Source organism: Peribacillus cavernae (assembly GCF_003989135.1).
Taxonomy (GTDB): domain Bacteria; phylum Bacillota; class Bacilli; order Bacillales; family DSM-1321; genus Peribacillus; species Peribacillus cavernae.
In genome coordinates, this window is sequence record NZ_RYZZ01000042.1 from 1 (window position 1) to 18,849 (window position 18,849).

The 18,849-nt window shown below is 43.3% G+C and carries 18 protein-coding genes; 12 read left to right on the forward strand and 6 right to left on the reverse strand.

Annotation, left to right across the window (positions count from 1 at the left end):
* The first annotated feature begins 584 nt into the window (after positions 1-584).
* The 3 genes from ELQ35_RS20135 (at position 585) to ELQ35_RS20145 (ending at position 2,778) form a co-directional block, all read left to right on the forward strand.
* On the forward strand, positions 585-839 hold the full coding sequence (locus ELQ35_RS20135; RefSeq protein WP_126866973.1) for a hypothetical protein: 255 nt from the start codon (positions 585-587) through the stop codon (positions 837-839).
* Between the two features lie 587 nt (positions 840-1,426).
* A complete protein-coding gene (locus tag ELQ35_RS20140) occupies positions 1,427-2,269 on the forward strand; it encodes an EcsC family protein (protein ID WP_126866974.1) in 843 nt (280 codons plus the stop codon).
* Positions 2,266-2,778: a MogA/MoaB family molybdenum cofactor biosynthesis protein gene (locus ELQ35_RS20145; protein WP_126866975.1), complete on the forward strand. Its 513-nt coding sequence runs from the start codon at positions 2,266-2,268 to the stop codon at positions 2,776-2,778. Before ELQ35_RS20140 ends, ELQ35_RS20145 begins: the two co-directional genes overlap by 4 nt.
* A 34-nt stretch (positions 2,779-2,812) precedes the next feature.
* Here ELQ35_RS20145 and ELQ35_RS20150 read toward each other — a convergent pair whose 3' ends face one another.
* Positions 2,813-3,127, reverse strand: a complete 315-nt coding sequence (locus tag ELQ35_RS20150) for a hypothetical protein (protein ID WP_126866976.1) — start codon at positions 3,125-3,127, stop codon at positions 2,813-2,815.
* Between the two features lie 215 nt (positions 3,128-3,342).
* On the opposite strand from ELQ35_RS20150, the gene ELQ35_RS20155 reads away from it, so the two are divergent.
* Both ELQ35_RS20155 and argH read left to right on the forward strand, forming a co-directional pair.
* Complete coding sequence (locus tag ELQ35_RS20155) at positions 3,343-4,548, forward strand: argininosuccinate synthase (RefSeq protein ID WP_126866977.1); 1,206 nt, start codon at positions 3,343-3,345, stop codon at positions 4,546-4,548.
* A complete protein-coding gene (gene argH / locus ELQ35_RS20160; RefSeq protein ID WP_126866978.1) occupies positions 4,545-5,927 on the forward strand; it encodes an argininosuccinate lyase in 1,383 nt (460 codons plus the stop codon). Before ELQ35_RS20155 ends, argH begins: the two co-directional genes overlap by 4 nt.
* A 106-nt stretch (positions 5,928-6,033) precedes the next feature.
* Here the strand turns inward: argH and ELQ35_RS20165 are convergent, their stop codons facing one another.
* Positions 6,034-6,468 (reverse strand): cation:proton antiporter domain-containing protein, encoded by a 435-nt coding sequence (locus ELQ35_RS20165; protein WP_126866979.1) that lies wholly within the window; start codon positions 6,466-6,468, stop codon positions 6,034-6,036.
* A 274-nt stretch (positions 6,469-6,742) separates the two neighbouring features.
* Here ELQ35_RS20165 and ELQ35_RS20170 point away from each other — a divergent pair, with 274 nt between their 5' ends.
* Together ELQ35_RS20170 and ald are read left to right on the forward strand one after the other, a co-directional pair.
* Positions 6,743-6,937: a hypothetical protein gene (locus ELQ35_RS20170; protein ID WP_126866980.1), complete on the forward strand. Its 195-nt coding sequence runs from the start codon at positions 6,743-6,745 to the stop codon at positions 6,935-6,937.
* 343 nt (positions 6,938-7,280) lie between these two features.
* On the forward strand, positions 7,281-8,408 hold the full coding sequence (gene ald, locus ELQ35_RS20175) for an alanine dehydrogenase (protein ID WP_126866981.1): 1,128 nt from the start codon (positions 7,281-7,283) through the stop codon (positions 8,406-8,408).
* 213 nt (positions 8,409-8,621) lie between these two features.
* Here ald and ELQ35_RS20180 read toward each other — a convergent pair whose 3' ends face one another.
* Positions 8,622-9,719 carry a M24 family metallopeptidase gene (locus tag ELQ35_RS20180; protein WP_126866982.1) on the reverse strand — a complete coding sequence of 366 codons (1,098 nt, stop codon included), beginning with the start codon at positions 9,717-9,719 and terminating at the stop codon, positions 8,622-8,624.
* A 176-nt stretch (positions 9,720-9,895) separates the two neighbouring features.
* Between ELQ35_RS20180 and ELQ35_RS20185 the strand changes: the two genes are divergently transcribed.
* The 3 genes from ELQ35_RS20185 (at position 9,896) to ELQ35_RS20195 (ending at position 12,514) form a co-directional block, all read left to right on the forward strand.
* Complete coding sequence (locus tag ELQ35_RS20185) at positions 9,896-10,579, forward strand: metal-dependent hydrolase (protein WP_126866983.1); 684 nt, start codon at positions 9,896-9,898, stop codon at positions 10,577-10,579.
* 306 nt (positions 10,580-10,885) lie between these two features.
* Positions 10,886-11,125: a hypothetical protein gene (locus ELQ35_RS20190; RefSeq protein WP_246026155.1), complete on the forward strand. Its 240-nt coding sequence runs from the start codon at positions 10,886-10,888 to the stop codon at positions 11,123-11,125.
* Positions 11,126-11,194: 69 nt separating this feature from the next.
* The gene (locus ELQ35_RS20195) at positions 11,195-12,514 is read left to right on the forward strand and encodes a DRTGG domain-containing protein (RefSeq protein ID WP_126866984.1); all 1,320 of its coding nucleotides are present in this window, start codon (positions 11,195-11,197) and stop codon (positions 12,512-12,514) included.
* 54 nt (positions 12,515-12,568) lie between these two features.
* Here the strand turns inward: ELQ35_RS20195 and ELQ35_RS20200 are convergent, their stop codons facing one another.
* On the reverse strand, positions 12,569-12,877 hold the full coding sequence (locus tag ELQ35_RS20200; RefSeq protein ID WP_126866985.1) for a YtpI family protein: 309 nt from the start codon (positions 12,875-12,877) through the stop codon (positions 12,569-12,571).
* Positions 12,878-13,039: 162 nt separating this feature from the next.
* Here ELQ35_RS20200 and ELQ35_RS20205 point away from each other — a divergent pair, with 162 nt between their 5' ends.
* The gene (locus tag ELQ35_RS20205; RefSeq protein WP_126866986.1) at positions 13,040-13,972 is read left to right on the forward strand and encodes a DHH family phosphoesterase; all 933 of its coding nucleotides are present in this window, start codon (positions 13,040-13,042) and stop codon (positions 13,970-13,972) included.
* A 75-nt stretch (positions 13,973-14,047) separates the two neighbouring features.
* Here the strand turns inward: ELQ35_RS20205 and ytrI are convergent, their stop codons facing one another.
* Positions 14,048-14,548, reverse strand: a complete 501-nt coding sequence (gene ytrI / locus ELQ35_RS20210) for a sporulation membrane protein YtrI (protein ID WP_126866987.1) — start codon at positions 14,546-14,548, stop codon at positions 14,048-14,050.
* Complete coding sequence (gene ytrH / locus ELQ35_RS20215; protein WP_185861843.1) at positions 14,545-14,880, reverse strand: sporulation membrane protein YtrH; 336 nt, start codon at positions 14,878-14,880, stop codon at positions 14,545-14,547. The genes ytrI and ytrH overlap by 4 nt, the downstream gene beginning before the upstream one ends.
* 513 nt (positions 14,881-15,393) lie before the next feature.
* Between ytrH and dnaE the strand changes: the two genes are divergently transcribed.
* Positions 15,394-18,753, forward strand: coding sequence for a DNA polymerase III subunit alpha (dnaE, locus tag ELQ35_RS20220; protein WP_126866988.1), 3,360 nt, complete (start codon positions 15,394-15,396; stop codon positions 18,751-18,753).
* Positions 18,754-18,849: the final 96 nt, after the last annotated feature.

The following is an 18,849-nucleotide window of genomic DNA, read 5'->3' on the forward strand; positions in this document are numbered from 1 at the left end:
TCTCCCCCTGTGAGAGTAGGACGTCGCCAAGCAAAATGGAAAGACCAGTCGATGAGGCTGGTCTTTTTTGATGTTTCAAGCATGCAGGAGTAAAAAGCATGATAGAGACTTCTGTTCGAGGTGGGAACCGAATACATGAAGCTAATAGTAGTCCGTTTTCAGATTTAAGAGCGATAGGCCAAATGTATGAGCGATCATCGAAATTTATGATCGATTGTCGTTTTTCTAATAGGAAAATGAAAATATTGAGGAGAATTCCTATGGTTTGTGGAAGAAACCTTACCGGAATCCTACCATATTCCCAGTTAAGAGCGATTATTCAAGAGGTAAGAGCGATTATTCGGATTTAAGAGCGATCATCGAAGTTTATGATCGATCGTAGTTTTTCCAATAAGAAAAATGAAATATTGAGGAGAAGTCCTATGGGTTGTGGAAGAAAACCTTGTCGGAATACTACCGTTTCCCCATTTAAGAGCGATTATTCGGATTTAAGAGCGTTAATCCAAATGTAAGAGCGATCATCGAAATTTATGATCGATCGTCGTTTTTCCAATAAGAAAAGTGAAATATTGAGGAGAATTCCTATGGGTTGTGAAAGAAACCTTGCTGGAATCCTACCATTCTCCCAATTAAGAGCGATTATTCAGATTTATGATCGTTTAGGGGAATTTATGATCGGACAATTGATGATTTGGGCAGATTCATATTCCTCCACTAAATTGAATGGAGGAGGAGCAAGAAGTATGAGGACCGGAGCGAAGGAAGCTGACGAAGAGATCCGCCGCTCATCGCTATCCATGAGTCCGAACACGGAAGGTAAGCTCGAGCGCCGATGGTAGTTGGGGGGATTAAGGAGCTTCTCCTAAAACCGCCACATCCATGTGGCAACGGAGAAGTCAGCACATCCTGTGCAAGTCCTGTGAGATTAGGACGCCGCCAAGCAAAATGGAAAGACCAGTCGATGAGGCTGGTCTTTTTTTGATACATCAAAACCGAAGGTTGAGAAATACACGAAAGAAGTAGAATGCAACTACAAATAAAATAAAGAAAACGTAGACCTGGATGGGGAGGAGCAAGGAGGTCGAGGAAGCGAGAGAGCGAGGACCGGAGCGAAAGCGCACTTTTATGAGGTTCTGGAAGAAACCTTGCCGGAATACGAACCTTTTTACAGTTAAGAGCGATTATTCGGATTTAAGAGCGTTAATCCAGATTTATGATCGATCGCGGTTTTTCAAAAAAATGGTTGAATTCATCAGTCATTAGGTTGGACTATAGTGTTAGGTTGAAATCTGATGAGTGAAATTATGGCTACCGGGAAGTGTGAGTTTAAACCAGCAAACCTCTATACAATTTCATCGCAAACTTCTTCCTATGTTATACTACAGGTATAATCAGCCAGCTTAAGGCTTGTGCGGGAGGTTTGTTTATGGGATTGACAGATCGTGAAATACAGGTATGGAATGGGATTAGCGAGTGGGAAGAAAAGCTGTTTCAATATGAGCGGACCGATTTTGCCTCGCTTTATGACAAGTGGCTGGAGCAAGGTTTTTCACTGCTTCCTGAAGAGGCACAGAAACAATTTTTCGAGAAGCTTGATAGTTCGTTATTCCATTTACACGCAATGGTGCAAAGCTCTCAAATTCAGATGGATGCACGTGATCGAATTTTAGGAACGGCCCGGGTTTTTCATCAAGATATTTCAGCTATTTCCGATATGAAATCATTGACAATTGATCAGTTAAACTATATAGCAGAGCAGCAAATTGCAAAGCACAAGCTTTATTCGTTTGCGCAGGGTGGTGCAAGCGGCTTCGGCGGTTTCCTGCTTTTTGGCGGTGATATCGCGGCGATGGCTGTTATTAATGTTAGAGTCGTTCAACTTATTGCGATGTCTTATGGATATGAAGTAAATACTCCATATGAGATGATGATTGCCCTGAAGGTTTTTAATGTTGGGATGATTCCGAAACGCCTGCAGGGAATAGCATGGGAAACTCTTATACAAGAGACAAAGAATACGGAGAATTATTATTTTTACGAAGGAAATGAAGAGTTAACGAATGTATCCTGGCTTGAACAGCCAATGAAGCAGTTGTTAAAAGCAATGTCGATCACTGTTTTTCGTAAAAAGCTAATTCAGGGCGTTCCGCTCATTTCAATGGCGATTGGAGCGGGAACGAATTATCAATTGACACGGAAAGTGAGCGAGTTTGCCCAACGATATTATCAATACAGGCATTTGCACGATAAAAGAGAGGGACGGGAATGAGTGTAACAGAGCATAAAAAAGATGTGCCAAATCGGATACGCTGCATGGTTATTACCATAAGCGACACAAGGGATAAAGATACAGATAAAAGCGGAAAACAAATGATCGAGCTTTTACAGGCAAACGGGCATGGCGTGATTGAATATGAGATCGTAAAGGATGAGCGCGAAGAAATCCGAAAAGCGATTGTAAAGGGAACTGAAAGTATCGGAATCGATGTGATCCTGACGAATGGTGGAACAGGGATTGCTAAGCGAGATGTGACCATTGAAACGGTTAAGGAGCTTATCGATAAAGAAATCCCCGGGTTTGGTGAGTTGTTCCGAATGCTTAGCTATCAGGAGGATATCGGCTCTGCGGCTATTTTATCAAGGGCGGTAGCAGGTGTGGTACAGAATAAGGCGATCTTCTCCACCCCCGGCTCTACTGGTGCAGTACGGCTTGCCATGATCAAGCTGATCTTGCCGGAGTTAGGGCACGTTGTGAAGGAATTAAATAAGGATCTATGAAAGAAAAAGGCTCGGAGATTTTCCAAGCCTTTTTTTACGTATGCTTTTTTTCGGTTATACCCTGGTTAACCCGGTACCAGAGCCACAGGTCAACGATCGCGGATGCAAGATTGGCAATTTCCGAATTAAGCTGACAGGAAATAGCGAAGTCACTTTCATCAGAAAGCTGGTCCTGTTTGATATTTATTAGCTTTTCCAATTCTTTAATCCGGTCGGGAATGCTGCCCCTTATATTCTCCCATAACAATAGTATTTCCTGTTGTTCTGCCTCGCCGTATTCACTCCACTCTTTCGTAAATATCGGAACCGGAATCCCGAGCCGTTCATCAACTGAAAATATCTCCTTCATCACTTTGCTCCTAACCACTGCATAATATGGTAAGTGTACTATATTTATTTTCATACTTCTAGTATCATATTGCTTGACTCAATGGGCATGTTAATCTTAAAAAATCAGCAAAAACACCTTGCATTTCCAAATAAAAGCTGATAAAGTTTTAATCAGATGAATTGAATAAAAATAATGTAAAGTGAATTTTTATTCAAACAGGGAGGACGACTAGCATGGATAACAAAAAAATTGTTTTAGCTTATTCCGGAGGTTTAGATACTTCTGTGGCGATAAAGTGGTTGCAAGAACAAGGATATGATGTGGTGGCATGTTGCCTGGATGTTGGCGAAGGAAAGGATTTGGAGTTCATTAAAGAAAAAGCGTTGAAAGTAGGGGCTGTTAAATCCTACGTAATTGACGCTAAAGAAGAGTTTGCCAATGAATTTGCACTGGCAGCGCTGCAGGCTCATACATTATATGAAGGGAAATATCCGCTCGTCTCGGCCTTATCACGCCCGCTGATTGCCAAAAAGTTAGTTGAAGTAGCCGAAATGGAAAATGCGGTTGCCGTTGCTCATGGTTGCACTGGGAAAGGGAATGATCAAGTCCGTTTTGAAGTTTCCATCCAGGCTTTGAACCCAAATTTAAAGGTAGTGGCTCCTGTACGTGAATGGAACTGGTCACGTGAAGAAGAAATTCAATATGCCATGGATAATAACATCCCAATTCCGATTAATCTAGACAGCCCGTATTCGATTGACCAGAATCTATGGGGCCGTTCTAATGAGTGCGGTGTTCTGGAAGATCCATGGGCAGCACCGCCTGAGGGAGCTTATGAGCTTACTGCCAGCTTGGAAAAAACACCGGATATTCATGACATGATTGAAATTGGTTTCGAAAACGGTGTACCGGTCACATTGAACGATATTCCTTATACACTTACTGATTTAATCCTGGAACTAAACCAATTGGCAGGAAAGCATGGCGTTGGCAGAATCGACCATGTAGAAAACAGATTGGTCGGAATCAAATCCCGTGAAGTGTACGAGTGCCCTGGTGCGATCACATTAATTCAAGCGCATAAAGAACTTGAGGATATTACATTGGTAAAAGAAGTAGCCCATTTCAAACCTGTCATTGAAAAGAAACTGACAGAACTGATTTATGAGGGACTTTGGTTCTCGCCTTTAAAAGATGCATTAATGGCCTTTATAAAGCAGACACAACAGACAGTAACTGGTACGGTACGTGTAAAATTGTTCAAGGGCCATGCAATTGTGGAAGGAAGAAAATCAGATTATTCCTTGTATGATGAAAAGCTGGCAACCTATACCGCCAGTGATGAATTTGACCATAGTGCTGCTGTCGGATTTATCTCACTCTGGGGGCTTCCGACTAAGGTTTCAAGCATTGTAAACCAAAAGAAGGTGACAGTGTGAGCAAACTGTGGGGCGGGAGATTTACAAAATCTGCCGAAGAATGGGTAGATGAATTCGGGGCCTCGATATCTTTTGATCAGGAGCTCGTGATGGAGGATATCCAGGGAAGCCTTGCACATGTAACGATGTTGAAGAAATGCGGCATTCTTCCAGAAAGCGATGCTGAAAAAATTATCGAAGGCTTGGATGTTTTACAGGATAAAGCAGAAAACGGACAGCTATCTTTTTCGGTTGAGATGGAGGATATCCATCTCAACCTTGAGAGCATGCTGATTGCAGAAATCGGTCCGGTTGGAGGAAAACTTCATACCGGACGGAGCCGCAATGACCAGGTTGCAACCGATATGCATTTGTATTTGCGCAGCCAGACAGAAGAGGTCCTCATACTTTTAAATAGTTTGCAGGAAGCGATCCTGAATCAGGCAGAAAATCATATAGAAACATTGATTCCTGGATACACACATCTGCAGCGGGCCCAGCCTATTTCGTTCTCACATCATGTGATGGCCTATTTCTGGATGCTTGAGCGTGACAAGCAGCGCTTTACAGAAAGCTTGAAAAGAATTAATATCTCGCCGCTTGGGGCTGGCGCGCTTGCTGGTACTACGTTTCCGATTGACCGGGAATACACCGCCGAACTGCTTGAATTTGAAGGGATTTATGAAAATAGCCTTGACGCTGTCAGCGACCGTGATTTTATCCTTGAATTTCTAAGCAACAGCTCAACACTTATGATGCACCTATCGCGTTTCAGTGAAGAAGTCATTCTTTGGTCGAGCCAGGAATTTCAATTTATTGAACTGGATGATGCCTTTTCAACTGGAAGCAGTATCATGCCGCAAAAGAAAAATCCTGACATGGCGGAATTGATCCGCGGAAAAACAGGCCGTGTATATGGGAACCTAACCGGCATGCTCACGGTTTTGAAGGGCTTGCCGCTTGCTTATAATAAAGACATGCAAGAGGATAAAGAAGGAATGTTCGACACCGTCAAAACAGTGCTTGGATCTTTGAAAATATTCGAAGGCATGATCTCAACCATGAAGATCCGAACTGAAGTGATGGACAAGGCCACAAAATCCGACTTTTCCAACGCGACGGAGCTGGCGGATTATCTCGCTGCCAAAGGAATGCCATTCAGAGAAGCGCACGAAGTAGTAGGGAAGCTCGTCCTTTCCTGCGTACAGAAAAATTGTTATCTTGCAGATTTGACAATAGAACATTTTAAATCAGCCTCATCTCTTTTCGAGGAAGATATTTATACGGCCTTGAATCCGTATGAGGCAGTGAAACGCCGCAATAGTGCAGGCGGAACGGGGTTTGAACAGGTTAAATTGGCAATTGAAAAAGGAAAAAAACTTGTAGCAGAATACAAATAAGTTTTATTAAGTTGGGGATTTGGGAACACTTTTCTTTATATGAGCCTAATCCTAATAAGAGGGTAGAGTGAAACAGTCAGTGTCTGTTTTACTCTACCCTCTTTGTTTATTCTTCCTTTATTTCCAACTTCAGGATAAGCGGCTTAATTGTCAGACCTTGCACAAGAAGGGAGAATAAAACAATACTAAACGTAAGGATGAGCACATCATCCTGGCCTTTGTATGAATGGGGCAAGCTAAGTGCCAACGCTAAGGATAGGCTGCCTTTAAGACCTCCCCAGTTTAAAATAATCTTATGCTTTGGAGAGAAATCCTTCACAAATAGTAAGCTAGCGTACAATGCTACCGTTCTTCCAATTAAAACAATTAGTATCGCCACTACAATCACTTCCCACTTTTCAAACATATTGATGTTTCTTATCTCAAGCCCGATCATGAGGAAGATTAAAGAATTCCAACAAAATGGGTTATTAGTGGATGATAGCATTCTACCCACTTGATTTGTCTGATACTCATGAAGCCTTAAATTGAGGAAAACCATGGGAAGTATTTAGTGAAAATCAGGAACCGCAGGAACATTTTTTTGCAATTGTGACATTGATATATAAACGATATATTAAGAATTGTAAAACCCCATTGACAATAATCGGAAAGGGCATTATGATAAATTTCGTGAATTTCATTGTTGCAACTTTCTATTTTCAAGCGTGATCTCATAGCAAGCAAGGGGTTGCAGAAGCTCAAAGTTTATCAAAAAAATCGTAAAACAGCTTACGGAGATGCATGGCAAAATACATTTAAAAAGGTGGGTAATTATGGGGAATACATCTTGTAGATATGTTATTAATGCTGTAGGTAAAGGTGGAGAAACATATTTAACCCATTGTCAGGATAAACATGCGCTAAGGAAATGGATAGCAGACCATGAGGATAAGCTGGTAATGAATGAGTTAAAGATCGTTGATAAGAAAAAGCATCCATTCTTAAAATTGTTTTCTTTAAAAAGATAATATCACCTGAATTGGTACGCCATTCTAATCAGAATGGCGTTTTTACTTTTATGAATTTCGAAATGAAATATAGAAACAGAATAGAACGAGGAGGGGAGAGTAGATGACATTTTGGTTTATACGGACAAAAAGACAGAAATAGCATACTATATAAGTTGAAATAACCATTTCCTATTTCCGTTAAAGTTTTGGTGTCACTTTTATTGTTTTCGCGTCTTTTTTTCTAGTTTTGTCGTCTCTTGTAATTCCAAGTATTGACCGATTTATGTTAGATGCAATTCTTAATCTCAACTTATATAGTAAATAAACCAAACATGATGAGGCAGCTAAAGGGGCTTAGATAATGAAAATTGGGGTTCCTAAGGAAATCAAAAATAATGAAAACAGAGTGTCATTGGCCCCGTCAGGAGTGGTACACCTGGTTGATTCAGGACATGAGGTTTATATTGAAATCGGTTCCGGTCTTGGTTCGGGATTTAGAGATGAAGATTATACAGTTGCAGGTGCGTTCATGGTCCAGTCTGCCGCAGAGGCGTGGTCAAAAGAAATGGTGATGAAGGTCAAAGAGCCATTGGCAGAGGAATATAAATTTTTCAATGAAGGTTTGATTTTATTCACCTATCTTCACCTTGCACCTGAACCGGATTTGACAAAGGCATTGAGTGAGAAGAGAGTGACGGCTATTGCCTATGAAACGGTTCAGCTTCCAAACCGTTCCTTACCGCTTCTAACCCCAATGAGTGAAGTAGCCGGAAGAATGGCTCCGCAAATCGGTGCGCAGTTCCTCGAAAAGGTGTATGGCGGAAAAGGCATCCTTCTTTCTGGTGTACCTGGTGTCCGCAGGGGGAAGGTGACAATAATTGGAGGCGGAACAGCGGGAACAAATGCGGCAAAAATCGCCGTTGGCCTTGGGGCAGATGTTACGATACTCGATGTCAATCCAGACAGGCTGCGCAAGCTTGATGATATATTCAGAAATGACCTTACTGCGATGATGTCTAATCCGTATAATATTGCTGAATCTGTAAAGAACTCCGATTTGGTGATCGGTGCTGTTTTAATACCGGGGGCCAGGGCGCCGAAGCTTGTGACAGAAGACATGATAAAGGAAATGGCGCCAGGCTCTGTCATTGTTGATATAGCAATCGATCAGGGAGGCATTTTCGAAACGACCGATAAAATGACAACCCATGATAACCCAACATACGAAAAGCATTCAGTCATTCATTATGCGGTGCCAAATATGCCGGGGGCCGTCCCGAGAACGTCCACCATCGCTTTGACAAACGTGACCGTACCTTACGCGCTGCAGATTGCCAATAAAGGAGTAAAGCGGGCAACCCTTGAAAATGAGGCCCTGCTATTGGGGTGCAATACAATCAGCGGATATGTCACCTATCAGGCTGTGGCCGAGGCACATAGCATGGAATATAAAGACGCGAAGAGAACAATCGAGCAATTACCTGAATAAACTACCTCCACTTACCGCTATGGGTTGATTTGATTTATATAGCTGATTCGAGAAATAGGCTTTTTTCATCTTTTCCCACATACTCCAGAAAAACATGCTACCTTATATTTATTTTATATCTCAAACATATGTTCTGTCAAGTGTTACCTTGGACTACCAAAAAGCAGCCCCTCTCCACCTTCGCTACGCTTAGAGGAGGGGGCTTCTCGGCTATTATTTAATGATTTGCAGTGTTTTTGGATATTTCGTTAATACTTCAAAACCATTTTCGGTGATTAAGATATCATCCTCAATCCGGACACCTGCAACATTCGGTACATAGATACCCGGTTCGATCGTGTAAACCATCCCTGGTCGTAAAATCAACGGATTGGTTTCGGTCAACGACGGATATTCATGGACGCTGATGCCCAGCCCGTGGCCAAGGCGGTGCGGGAAATAGTCTCCATAGCCCTTTTCGGCGATTAATCTCCGTGCGGTCAAATCGATTTCAGAGCAAGAGGTGCCTGCGAGACTTGCTGTGACAGCAGTTTCCTGTGCTCTTAACACCGTTTCATATATCTCACGCTGCTTGTCATTGATATCTCCATAAGCAACCGTCCTTGTAATATCGGAGCAATAGCCTTCATAAACAACCCCAAGGTCAAATAGCACCAAGTCCCCGCGCTGAACCTTCGTCGTGCCGGGTGTACCGTGGGGTGAAGCGGCGTTCTTTCCAGTCAGGACCATCGTTGAAAAAGACATTTCGTTAATTCCTGCTTTTTTTAGTTCAAATTCGATTGCCGCAAGGATTTCCATTTCTGTTTTGCCCTCATTGATTTCACTTACGCCAACTTCAATCGCATAATCGGCAAGTCGGCATGCCTCACGGATTTTCATCATTTCTTCTTCTGTTTTGATCATGCGGAGCTGCCGCAGTTTTTCTTCTGCAGAAACAAATTCAGGAACAGAAAAGACCACATTTACTTTTTCATAACGTTCGACATTCATATGTTCTTTCTCAATCGCAATCCTCTTTATTGTCAGCGAACGGTTTTCCACAGATTGTTTAATTTGCTCCCATGGGTCTTCAATGTCCGTATAGCCAATGATTTCAGCATCCCAGCCGGATTCCTTCGCTTCTGCTGCTTCCATTTTTGGAACGACGAGAAACGGTTCGGCATCCTGGAAGACAGCTAATGCAAGCAATCGTTCATGGGGATTGCTCAAATATCCGCTAAGATAGAAGACATTTTCAGGTGCTGTAATCAGCGCGGCATCAATCGTATTTTGGTTTAACCATTCCTTAACTGCTTCCATTCTTTGGTTCATAGATAAACTCCTTCACTATTACCGTATAAAACGACCTTATCAATAAGAAAATCAATTGTAAACTGTTAGATATTTTGGAAAAAGGGTAGAAAAAGAAAGTGTGCATCTTTTTTAGAGGATTATCCGCATATCATAAAGAATTATATTTTAGTGTACACAAAGAAGGGAGAATGAATATGAAAGTTTCTTATCATGGACATTCCGTCATTAAAATTGAGACGAATGGAAAAACAATTTTATTGGATCCGTTTATTACCGGAAATGAATTAACGGATCTGAAAGTGGAAGACGTGAAACCAGATGTAATTATTCTGACCCATGGGCATGGTGACCATCTCGGGGACACGGTCGAATTGGCAAAAAAGAATGGCTCTTTGGTAATCGGCACTGCCGAGATGGCGGCGTACATAGGCTTCCAGGGTGTGGAAAAAACACATGCGATGCACATTGGCGGTTCCTATGAGTTTGATTTCGGCAAAGTAAAGCTTACACCCGCCTTTCACGGCAGCGGCTTTATTACGGATGATAACCAAATCATCTATTTGGGGATGCCGGCCGGGGTCTTATTTATGGCAGAAGGCAAAACAGTATATCACGCAGGCGACACGGGTGTTTTTTCCGATATGAAATTAATTGGGGAAAGGCACCCAATTGATCTGGCCTTTTTGCCAATCGGCGATAACTTTACGATGGGACCTGAGGATGCCGCGCTTGCAGCCAAATTCTTAAATCCGAAACAGGTTGTCCCGATTCATTACAATACGTTCCCTCCTATTAAGCAGGACCCGCATAAGTATGTCGAGATGCTTGATGAGGGAATTGGGAAGGTCTTGGAAGCCGGGGAATCGGTTGAATTATAGCCGATACCTTCCTGTAGGGGGTTACTCTGCACCGGCAAGCATATGGATCAATCTTTCATGAAAATATGGATCAACAGCCAGGGAATCTAATCGTCCTGGCTGTTTTTATTGCGGATAAAAAGTCTGCCATTGGTGACTTGCATCGACGAAACAGGGTGTAATACTACCAACGAAGATATAAGGGCGTGGCACTATTAGTCAACATGCCTTTTTACAGAACGTCTTCGCTTTTCTAATCGGCGCCGTCTTTTTGAAGGTAGACGAGCATAAAATAGAGCGCAGGAATATCGAAAGGAGGGATGATTATTGAAGCAAAGATTATTACTTTGTCTGCTGTTAATTGGCGTGATGCTTTATTATGCGGTACCAAGGCTTTCGTTTACTGGAACAGACCTGGAAAGCCTATTTGCTGCCAGCTGGCTGCTCCTTGCCCTGTTTGCCGCTGCCGGCAACCTGACAGGGATGCTTTATGCCCCCGGTAAGCGTAAGAATGCCGGAGCGGCAAAAAAGCAGCAAGTGCGTAAAAGAATCCATTATTATCAGTAGTTGCGTTGAATAGCCAATTCTTTCCCCTTATAATGAAGGGAAAGGAAATTCGCGAAAAGGGTGAAGGACTTGGCTACTAAGCATGAACAAATATTAAAATATATCGATGGACTGCCGGTTGGCGAGAAAATTTCCGTACGCCAGATTGCAAAAGCTTTGATTGTAAGTGAAGGAACCGCATACCGGGCCATAAAGGATGCGGAGAATAAAGGATACGTATCTACCATTGAGAGGGTAGGTACGATCAGGATTGAACGGAAGAAAAAAGAAAATATCGAAAAGCTTACGTTTGCAGAGGTAGTTAACATCGTGGACGGTCAAGTTTTGGGCGGACGCGCCGGACTTCATAAAACGTTAAATAAATTTGTAATCGGCGCCATGAAACTGGAGGCAATGATGAGATACACGGGTGCGGGAAATTTATTGATCGTCGGCAACCGGGACCAGGCCCACGAACTGGCATTAAAAGCGGGAGCCGCTGTTTTAATAACCGGTGGCTTTGACATGGAAGAACAGGTGAAAAAGCTTGCCGATGAACTGCAGATGCCGGTCATTTCCACCAGCTACGATACGTTTACTGTGGCGACGATGATCAACCGTGCCATCTATGATCAGCTGATTAAGAAGGAAATTCTACTGGTGGAGGATATCCTGACACCGATTCATGAAACCATCTTCTTACAAACCGCTGATCCCATTTCGGTATGGCTTGAGCACAATAAAGAAACAAAGCACAGCCGCTTCCCTGTCGTGGATGAAAACATGAAGATACAGGGGATGATCACATCTAAGGACGTCATGGGAGAAGACGAAAATATCCCGATTGAAAAAGTGATGACCAAAAACCCGATGGCGGTAGGTCTAAAGACAAGTGTGGCATCCAGCGCTCACACGATGGTTTGGGAAGGTATTGAGCTGCTTCCCGTTGTCAATGACAATCATATGCTGCAGGGGATTATCAGCCGGCAAGACGTTTTAAAGGCATTGCAAATGAGCCAGAGGCAGCCCCAGGTTGGGGAAACGATCGATGATATTATTACAGGCCAGCTGTCCATGAACGAAAACCAGACCAAGGGTGAGGAAATATACCGGTATGGAGTGTCCCCGCAGATGACCAATTATCTCGGTACGCTTTCCTACGGCGTATTTACGACCATCGTCACCGAAGTCGCCAATAGGGTACTTAGAAGCTATAAACGCGGCGACCTCGTCGTTGAGAATACTACAATCTATTTTATTAGACCGGTGCAGATTGACAGCATGCTTCAAATCATTCCAAAGGTACTCGAAGTCGGCAGAAAGGTCGGGAAAGTGGATATCGAGGTTTACAATGAAGGTAAGCTTGTCGGAAAAGCGATGATGACCTGCCAGCTCCTTGACCGATCATAAGTTATACTTTCCTATCCTTTTAAAAAACACCGGGCACAGCCCGGTGTTTTTTAACTAAGAATTTTTTGATACGTATTCCGCTTCTTCAATGGCATGGGGAAGATAGAATCTGTAAGCTTTATAACCGCCATATATGCTGAACGCGCCAATTACGATGAAAATCGCGGCAACAAAATACGTTATTTTTGTTTGATACAAAAAAAGCTGATTGATTCCGAAAAGGGCGACAAACAGACCTAAGGCAATCGAGGATTTCGCGGAAAGCCACTTTTTCTCCATCGGAAGATGCGTCCTGAAAAATTTAACTTTATAAAAAATATAGAACATGAGCGAAATGACAATTAAAATGGCAAATAACAACATGATGAATAGGCCCCCATTTTCCGAAAGTACCATTATATTGTAACGGGAAATCAACGAGAAAGCCACCATTAAAAGAGATCTTAAAGGAGCTCCCTCTTTCCATTCTTTTCTTTTTTTGCTTAAATAGACTTATAAGATAGGTTTACAAAAGGAGACATTTTTATGAAAGCGGAAATTTTAAAAGAGATAGAGCGTTATGAAACGATCATCATCCATCGGCATGTCCGTCCAGATCCCGATGCTTACGGATCGCAATGCGGCCTCGGTGAAATCCTGAAAACCTCCTTTCCGGAGAAGAATATTTATCTGGCAGGAAAACAGGAAGAATCGCTGAACTATTTAAAAAGGCTTGATACCATTTCTGATGATACATACAAAGGTGCCCTGGTCATCGTCTGTGACACAGCAAATACAGCACGTATTTGTGACAGGCGCTACACCCAGGGTGATAAGCTGATAAAAATCGACCATCATCCAAATGAAGATCCATACGGGGATTTGTTGTGGGTTGACGAGGATGCCAGCTCAACAAGCGAAATGATTTACGAATTCTACCTATCTGGAAAGGATAAGGGATTGAAGATGAGCGATGAAGCCGCCAGGTTATTATTTGCGGGGATTGTCGGCGATACGGGGCGGTTTTTATTCGCCAGTACAACGGAAAAAACGTTCAGTTATGCCGGCGAGCTGATTCAATACGATTTCTCCCGGCCGGAATTATTCAATGGGATGTATGACGTGGATGAAAATATAACCCGATTAAACGGGTATGTTCTGCAAAATTTTGAAATCCTTGAATGCGGTATCGGAAAAATGGTGATAACGAAGGATATTATGCGGAAATTTAACACAACCCCAGCGGAAGCCTCGTTGCTAGTAAGCGCTCTCGGCTCTGTAAAAGGGGTCAAGGCCTGGGCCTTCTTTATCGAAGAAGAAAAAGAAATCCGTGTACGTCTTCGTTCCAAGGGCCCTGTCATTAACGGAGTTGCCAGGAAGTATAATGGCGGCGGGCACCCTCTGGCTGCCGGTGCCTCGATTTACTCATGGGACAGGGTAGATGAGGTGCTAAAAGATTTAGAGGATGTGTGCCGATAGTAATATCCGGCTTTCAAGGGCCTTGCCGTAGCGACAGGCCCCTTGAAAAACATACTGTGATCTGGATTCAGCTGGTTATAAACGTACCAGGCGGACTTCTATATTCATGTTTGTGTAAAAAAGTATTTCAGCCACCTCTAATTTGTAGCGCTTTTTGTTAATCTCAATAACCTTGTTTTCAATCGATTTTTTTAACAATGCTTTTCCGTTATATATCGTCTCTACATCTTTGGCAATAAGGGAAGCAAAATCATCATGGATGGCATCTTCAGCTTCTGCTATGCTTAAATGGTCCAAACGATACCTGCTGCCATTTAAAATGGCAACTTGAACTTCTTGAACCTTCAGTTTTCTTTCTGCTTCTTCGTTTAACTTTTCATAGTCCTCTTCCCAGATTTCATTTCTATCCATGAGATCTCCAATAACTTCCTTCTGATTAGATATTTTCTGGATCTGTTTTTCTTGAAGGATGCCGAACATATACAGGAAAACGAGCCAGCCGATTATCCCGCCGATTGCTACCCCGGCAAAGAAACGCTGCCACCCCGGTTCCCGATAATATGGAGGCACCCTCATGATGAAATATGCTCCTGGGTCAGCCAGTAAATCAGCAATGCCCCTGTTTGGGCACCTCCTAAAGCAGAGAGGATCAATAGAAATTGCTTAATAATATCCTTTGTTTCTCCATTAAAGAGCCCTCGTTCAAAAACATAGACTGTGTCAAATGTACCGCCTATGGCGGCAATAATAGCCCAAATTCTCAGGGAATCTGATAACCTGGATATGACTGTAAGCGGCGCCTGCCCTGTAAAAAAGGCACCCAGAGCGCCAATAAGCGAACCTCCCAGCAGCACACCAAGGGATATGAAATAACTGTTAGCAAAGGCGGGGAAAAATGCCTCCTTCATCGCTATCATCCTTTTGTAAAATATTTGTTCAAAGATAAGTATAGCTTTTTCAATGAGTACTGGTGTCGCGCAAGCAGCCCAGCCCCGACGCACAGGACGTGCTAGTGCCGACGAAGACATAAGGAAGTGGCGATCTTAGTCGGTCTCGAGGTCATAAGCCAGCTCCCTACAGAAGGCAAAAAACGCCTTCTTTCGGGATCTGTCTTATGCTTGTCGGACTTGCGCAGGGATGCGCTGACGTCGGTGTTCGCCACAGGACGCGGCGGTTCTTAGTCGACGTTCCTTTTTACATGGCGCTTGCGCTTTTCTTAAAAGATAAGAAAGTATAACTTTTTGAACTAAGCCAAGGACCGGTGACGGTTTTTCTTATATGGTTATATATATGGACAATCCTGAACACATATGATTGCCATGGAAAAATAGCATGATTTTTAAAATGAGAACATATTTTCTTTTTCAACGATTAGGCTCTATAATGAAAGCAAGAAAGCTTTGAAAAGGTGTGAGGAAAACGTGTTCATTCATCTCCATATCCAAAGCGCGTACAGTTTATTATCAAGTACAGTAAGAATAGATGAACTGGTGTCACAAGCGAAAGTGAAGGGCTTTTCAAGTCTTGCTTTAACTGACAGAAATGTGATGTACGGTTCCCTTTATTTTTATAAAGAATGCAAGAAGCAGGGCATTAAGCCTATTATCGGATTGATTGCCGATGTTCTTGATGGCCAGGGTGAGCCATACCCGCTTATTCTTTTGGCCAGGAATAACAGGGGCTATCAGAACCTGTTGAAAATCAGCAGTGCGATTAAAACAAAGGCCTCGGAAGGGCTTCCTTTAAAATGGCTCAAAGCCTATTCAGGCGGACTTATTTCCATTTCACCGGGGGCAGGGGGAAGGATTGAGACATACCTGGCACAGGGGATGCTTGAGCAGGCCAAAGAAACTGCGCTATTATATCAAAGCATGTTCGGGGAAAAATCCTTTTATCTATCGATGCAGCGTCTTTCGCTGCCGGGTGAAGAAGAAGCCGCAGGGCTTGTGAAGCTTCTTTCCGAAGAAACGGGCATACCGATGGCAGCTACAAACCCTGTCTTTTATTTAGACGAGAAAGACGCTCTTGCCAGGGAAGTACTCGTGGCGGTCAAAAACGGCGAAAAATTGGCAGATGAAAATCGTCTTGGACCTGCTTCGGGCGAGTATTATCTGAAAACTGGAAATGAAATGGCCGAGACCTTTAAGAAATATCCTAATTTGCTGGAAAATACTCTGAAGATAGCGGAACAATGTGAGGTCAGTATCCCATTTAACCGGTCATTGCTGCCAAAATATCCTGTCGACGGTGACATGACAGCGGATGAAATGCTCACTGCTGCCTGCAGGGACGGTTTGAAAAAAAGAGATCACAATCCGCCTGCTGCCTACGAAGAAAGGCTTGATTATGAATTATCGATCATCAAAAAAATGAAATTCAGCGATTATTTCCTCATTGTCTGGGATTTTATGAAATATGCACGGCAAAACCAGATCCTGACCGGACCGGGCCGGGGATCTGCGGCAGGTTCGATGGTCGCGTATGTCCTGGAGATTACTGATGTCGACCCGATCAAGCATAACCTGCTGTTCGAAAGATTCCTCAACCCCGAACGGATCAGCATGCCAGATATCGATATTGATTTTCCAGACAACCGAAGAGAGGAAGTCATTTCGTACGTCGCCTCGAAGTATGGAGAGCTCCATGTGGCCCAGATCATTACATTCGGTACCCTTGCCGCCAAAGCGGCCCTGCGTGATACCGGACGTGTATTCGGTTTAAATCCCGGGGAACAGGAAAGACTGTCAAAAATGATCCCGTCAAGGCTGGGCATTGCCTTAAGTGACGCCTACAAAGAATCGAAAGCATTGCGCGAATTTGTGAACGAAAGCGAGTTAAACAAGTCCATGTTCGAAACGGCATTAAAAATTGAAGGGCTGCCACGCCATACGTCTACCCATGCAGCCGGTGTCGTCATCAGCGATATGCCGCTGACGGATATTATCGCGATACAGGAAGGGCATGAAGGCGTTCATCTTACTCAATTTCCGATGGATCTACTTGAAGAGCTAGGGCTGCTTAAGATGGATTTTCTTGGGCTCCGGAATTTGACCCTTCTAGATAACATCCTGACTGCAATCCAAAAGGGAACCGGACAGAGAATAGATATTGCCTCGATTCCTGGCGATGATGAAAGCACGTTCCGGCTCTTGAGCAAAGGGGAAACAACCGGTGTGTTCCAGTTCGAATCTGAGGGGATCAGAAAAGTCATCATGAAGCTTGCGCCCACCCGTTTCGAAGACATTGTCGCGGTAAATGCTTTATACCGTCCAGGGCCCATGGAAAACATCCCCCTTTTTATCGAACGTAAACACGGGCTTAAGCCGATTGATTATTTGCATCCCGCATTGAAGCCAATTCTTGAGGATACTTACGGGGTCATTGTCTATCAGGAGCAAATTATGCAAATCGCCTCCACTTTGGCCGGCTTTACGCTTGGGGAAGCAGACTTGCTTCGCCGCGCTGTATCAAAGAAAAAGAAAGAAATTCTCGACAAGGAGAGAGCCCACTTCGTCAATGGGGCGAAAGCACAGGGATATCAACAGGAAATTGCCAATGAAGTGTATGACAGTATCGTCCGGTTCGCAAACTATGGCTTTAACCGCAGTCATGCGGTGGCTTATAGTTTTATCGCCTATCAATTGGCCTTTCTGAAAGCCCATTTCCCGAAATTTTTCATGGCTGCGCTGTTGACTTCGGTAATTGGAAATGAAGATAAAATTGCACAGTATGTTAGGGAAGCGAAGGAACACGGAATAGCTGTCCTGCCCCCCTCGATTAACAAAAGCATCTTTTCGTTTCAAGTTGAAAGTGAAGGGATCCGTTTCAGTCTTGCAGCGATAAAAGGAGTAGGCGGAGCGGTTCTGAAGGAAGTTTTTCACACAAGAAGGCAAAAGGTGTTTGATGATTTATTTGACTTCTGCCTGCGGGTCTCCAGTAAAATTGTCAACAGAAAAATATTGGATGCCTTCGTTTATTCAGGTGCCTTTGATGAATTCGGCGAGGATCGCAAGACTTTGCTTGCCAGCCTTGACATCGCATTGCATCATGCTGAACTTGTCAAACCGGGTGATGATCAATTCGACCTTTTTGCCCAGGATGAGTTCTCCCTGAAACCAAAATATACAACCGTGGACCCGATGGGTATGGAGGATAAGCTTTTTCATGAAAAAAGTGTACTTGGCCTCTATTTATCGAATCATCCATTGGCTGCATATCGGCCGACTTTTCAGCACTTCGGTGCGGTAACAATAGACAAAGCCTTACTAAAAACGGAAACAAAGGCTCTTTTGGGAGCGTATATCACATCGAGTAAAAACATCCGTACCAAAAAGGGTGAAGTGATGGCATTCCTTTCGCTTAGTGATGAGGGCGGCGATCTTGAAGCGGTCATTTTCCCGAATGTGTACAAAAAGCAGATGCAGCTCTTCGATAAAGGGAATATCGCGTTGTTTGGCGGTACGTTAGAGGAACGGGACGGCAAGAAGCAACTGATCGTCCAGGAAGCCTTCCCGCTTGAGGATCTGAAACGAATGAAAGAGGAAGAGACATCACGCCTGTTTATTAAAATTGAAAAAGCGAAGCAGACCGTCCCGACTCTGCAAAAAATTAAACAGATATTACTGCATCATAAGGGAACAACAAAAGTTATGCTCTATTACGAAAGTGAAGATCGTTATATACAGCTGTCAATCTGGGATTGGATCACGCCGTCACCGGCACTTTTGCAGAAACTAAAGCAAATTGCAGGTGAAATGAACGTTGTGTTAAAAAAAGAATAATTGTGACAACACAGCGAGTTATGTTATATTGAAGGAAGACTATCGTGGTCTGACCACTTTTTTAGCGAACGGACATCAAATAGTAATTTTCTTACC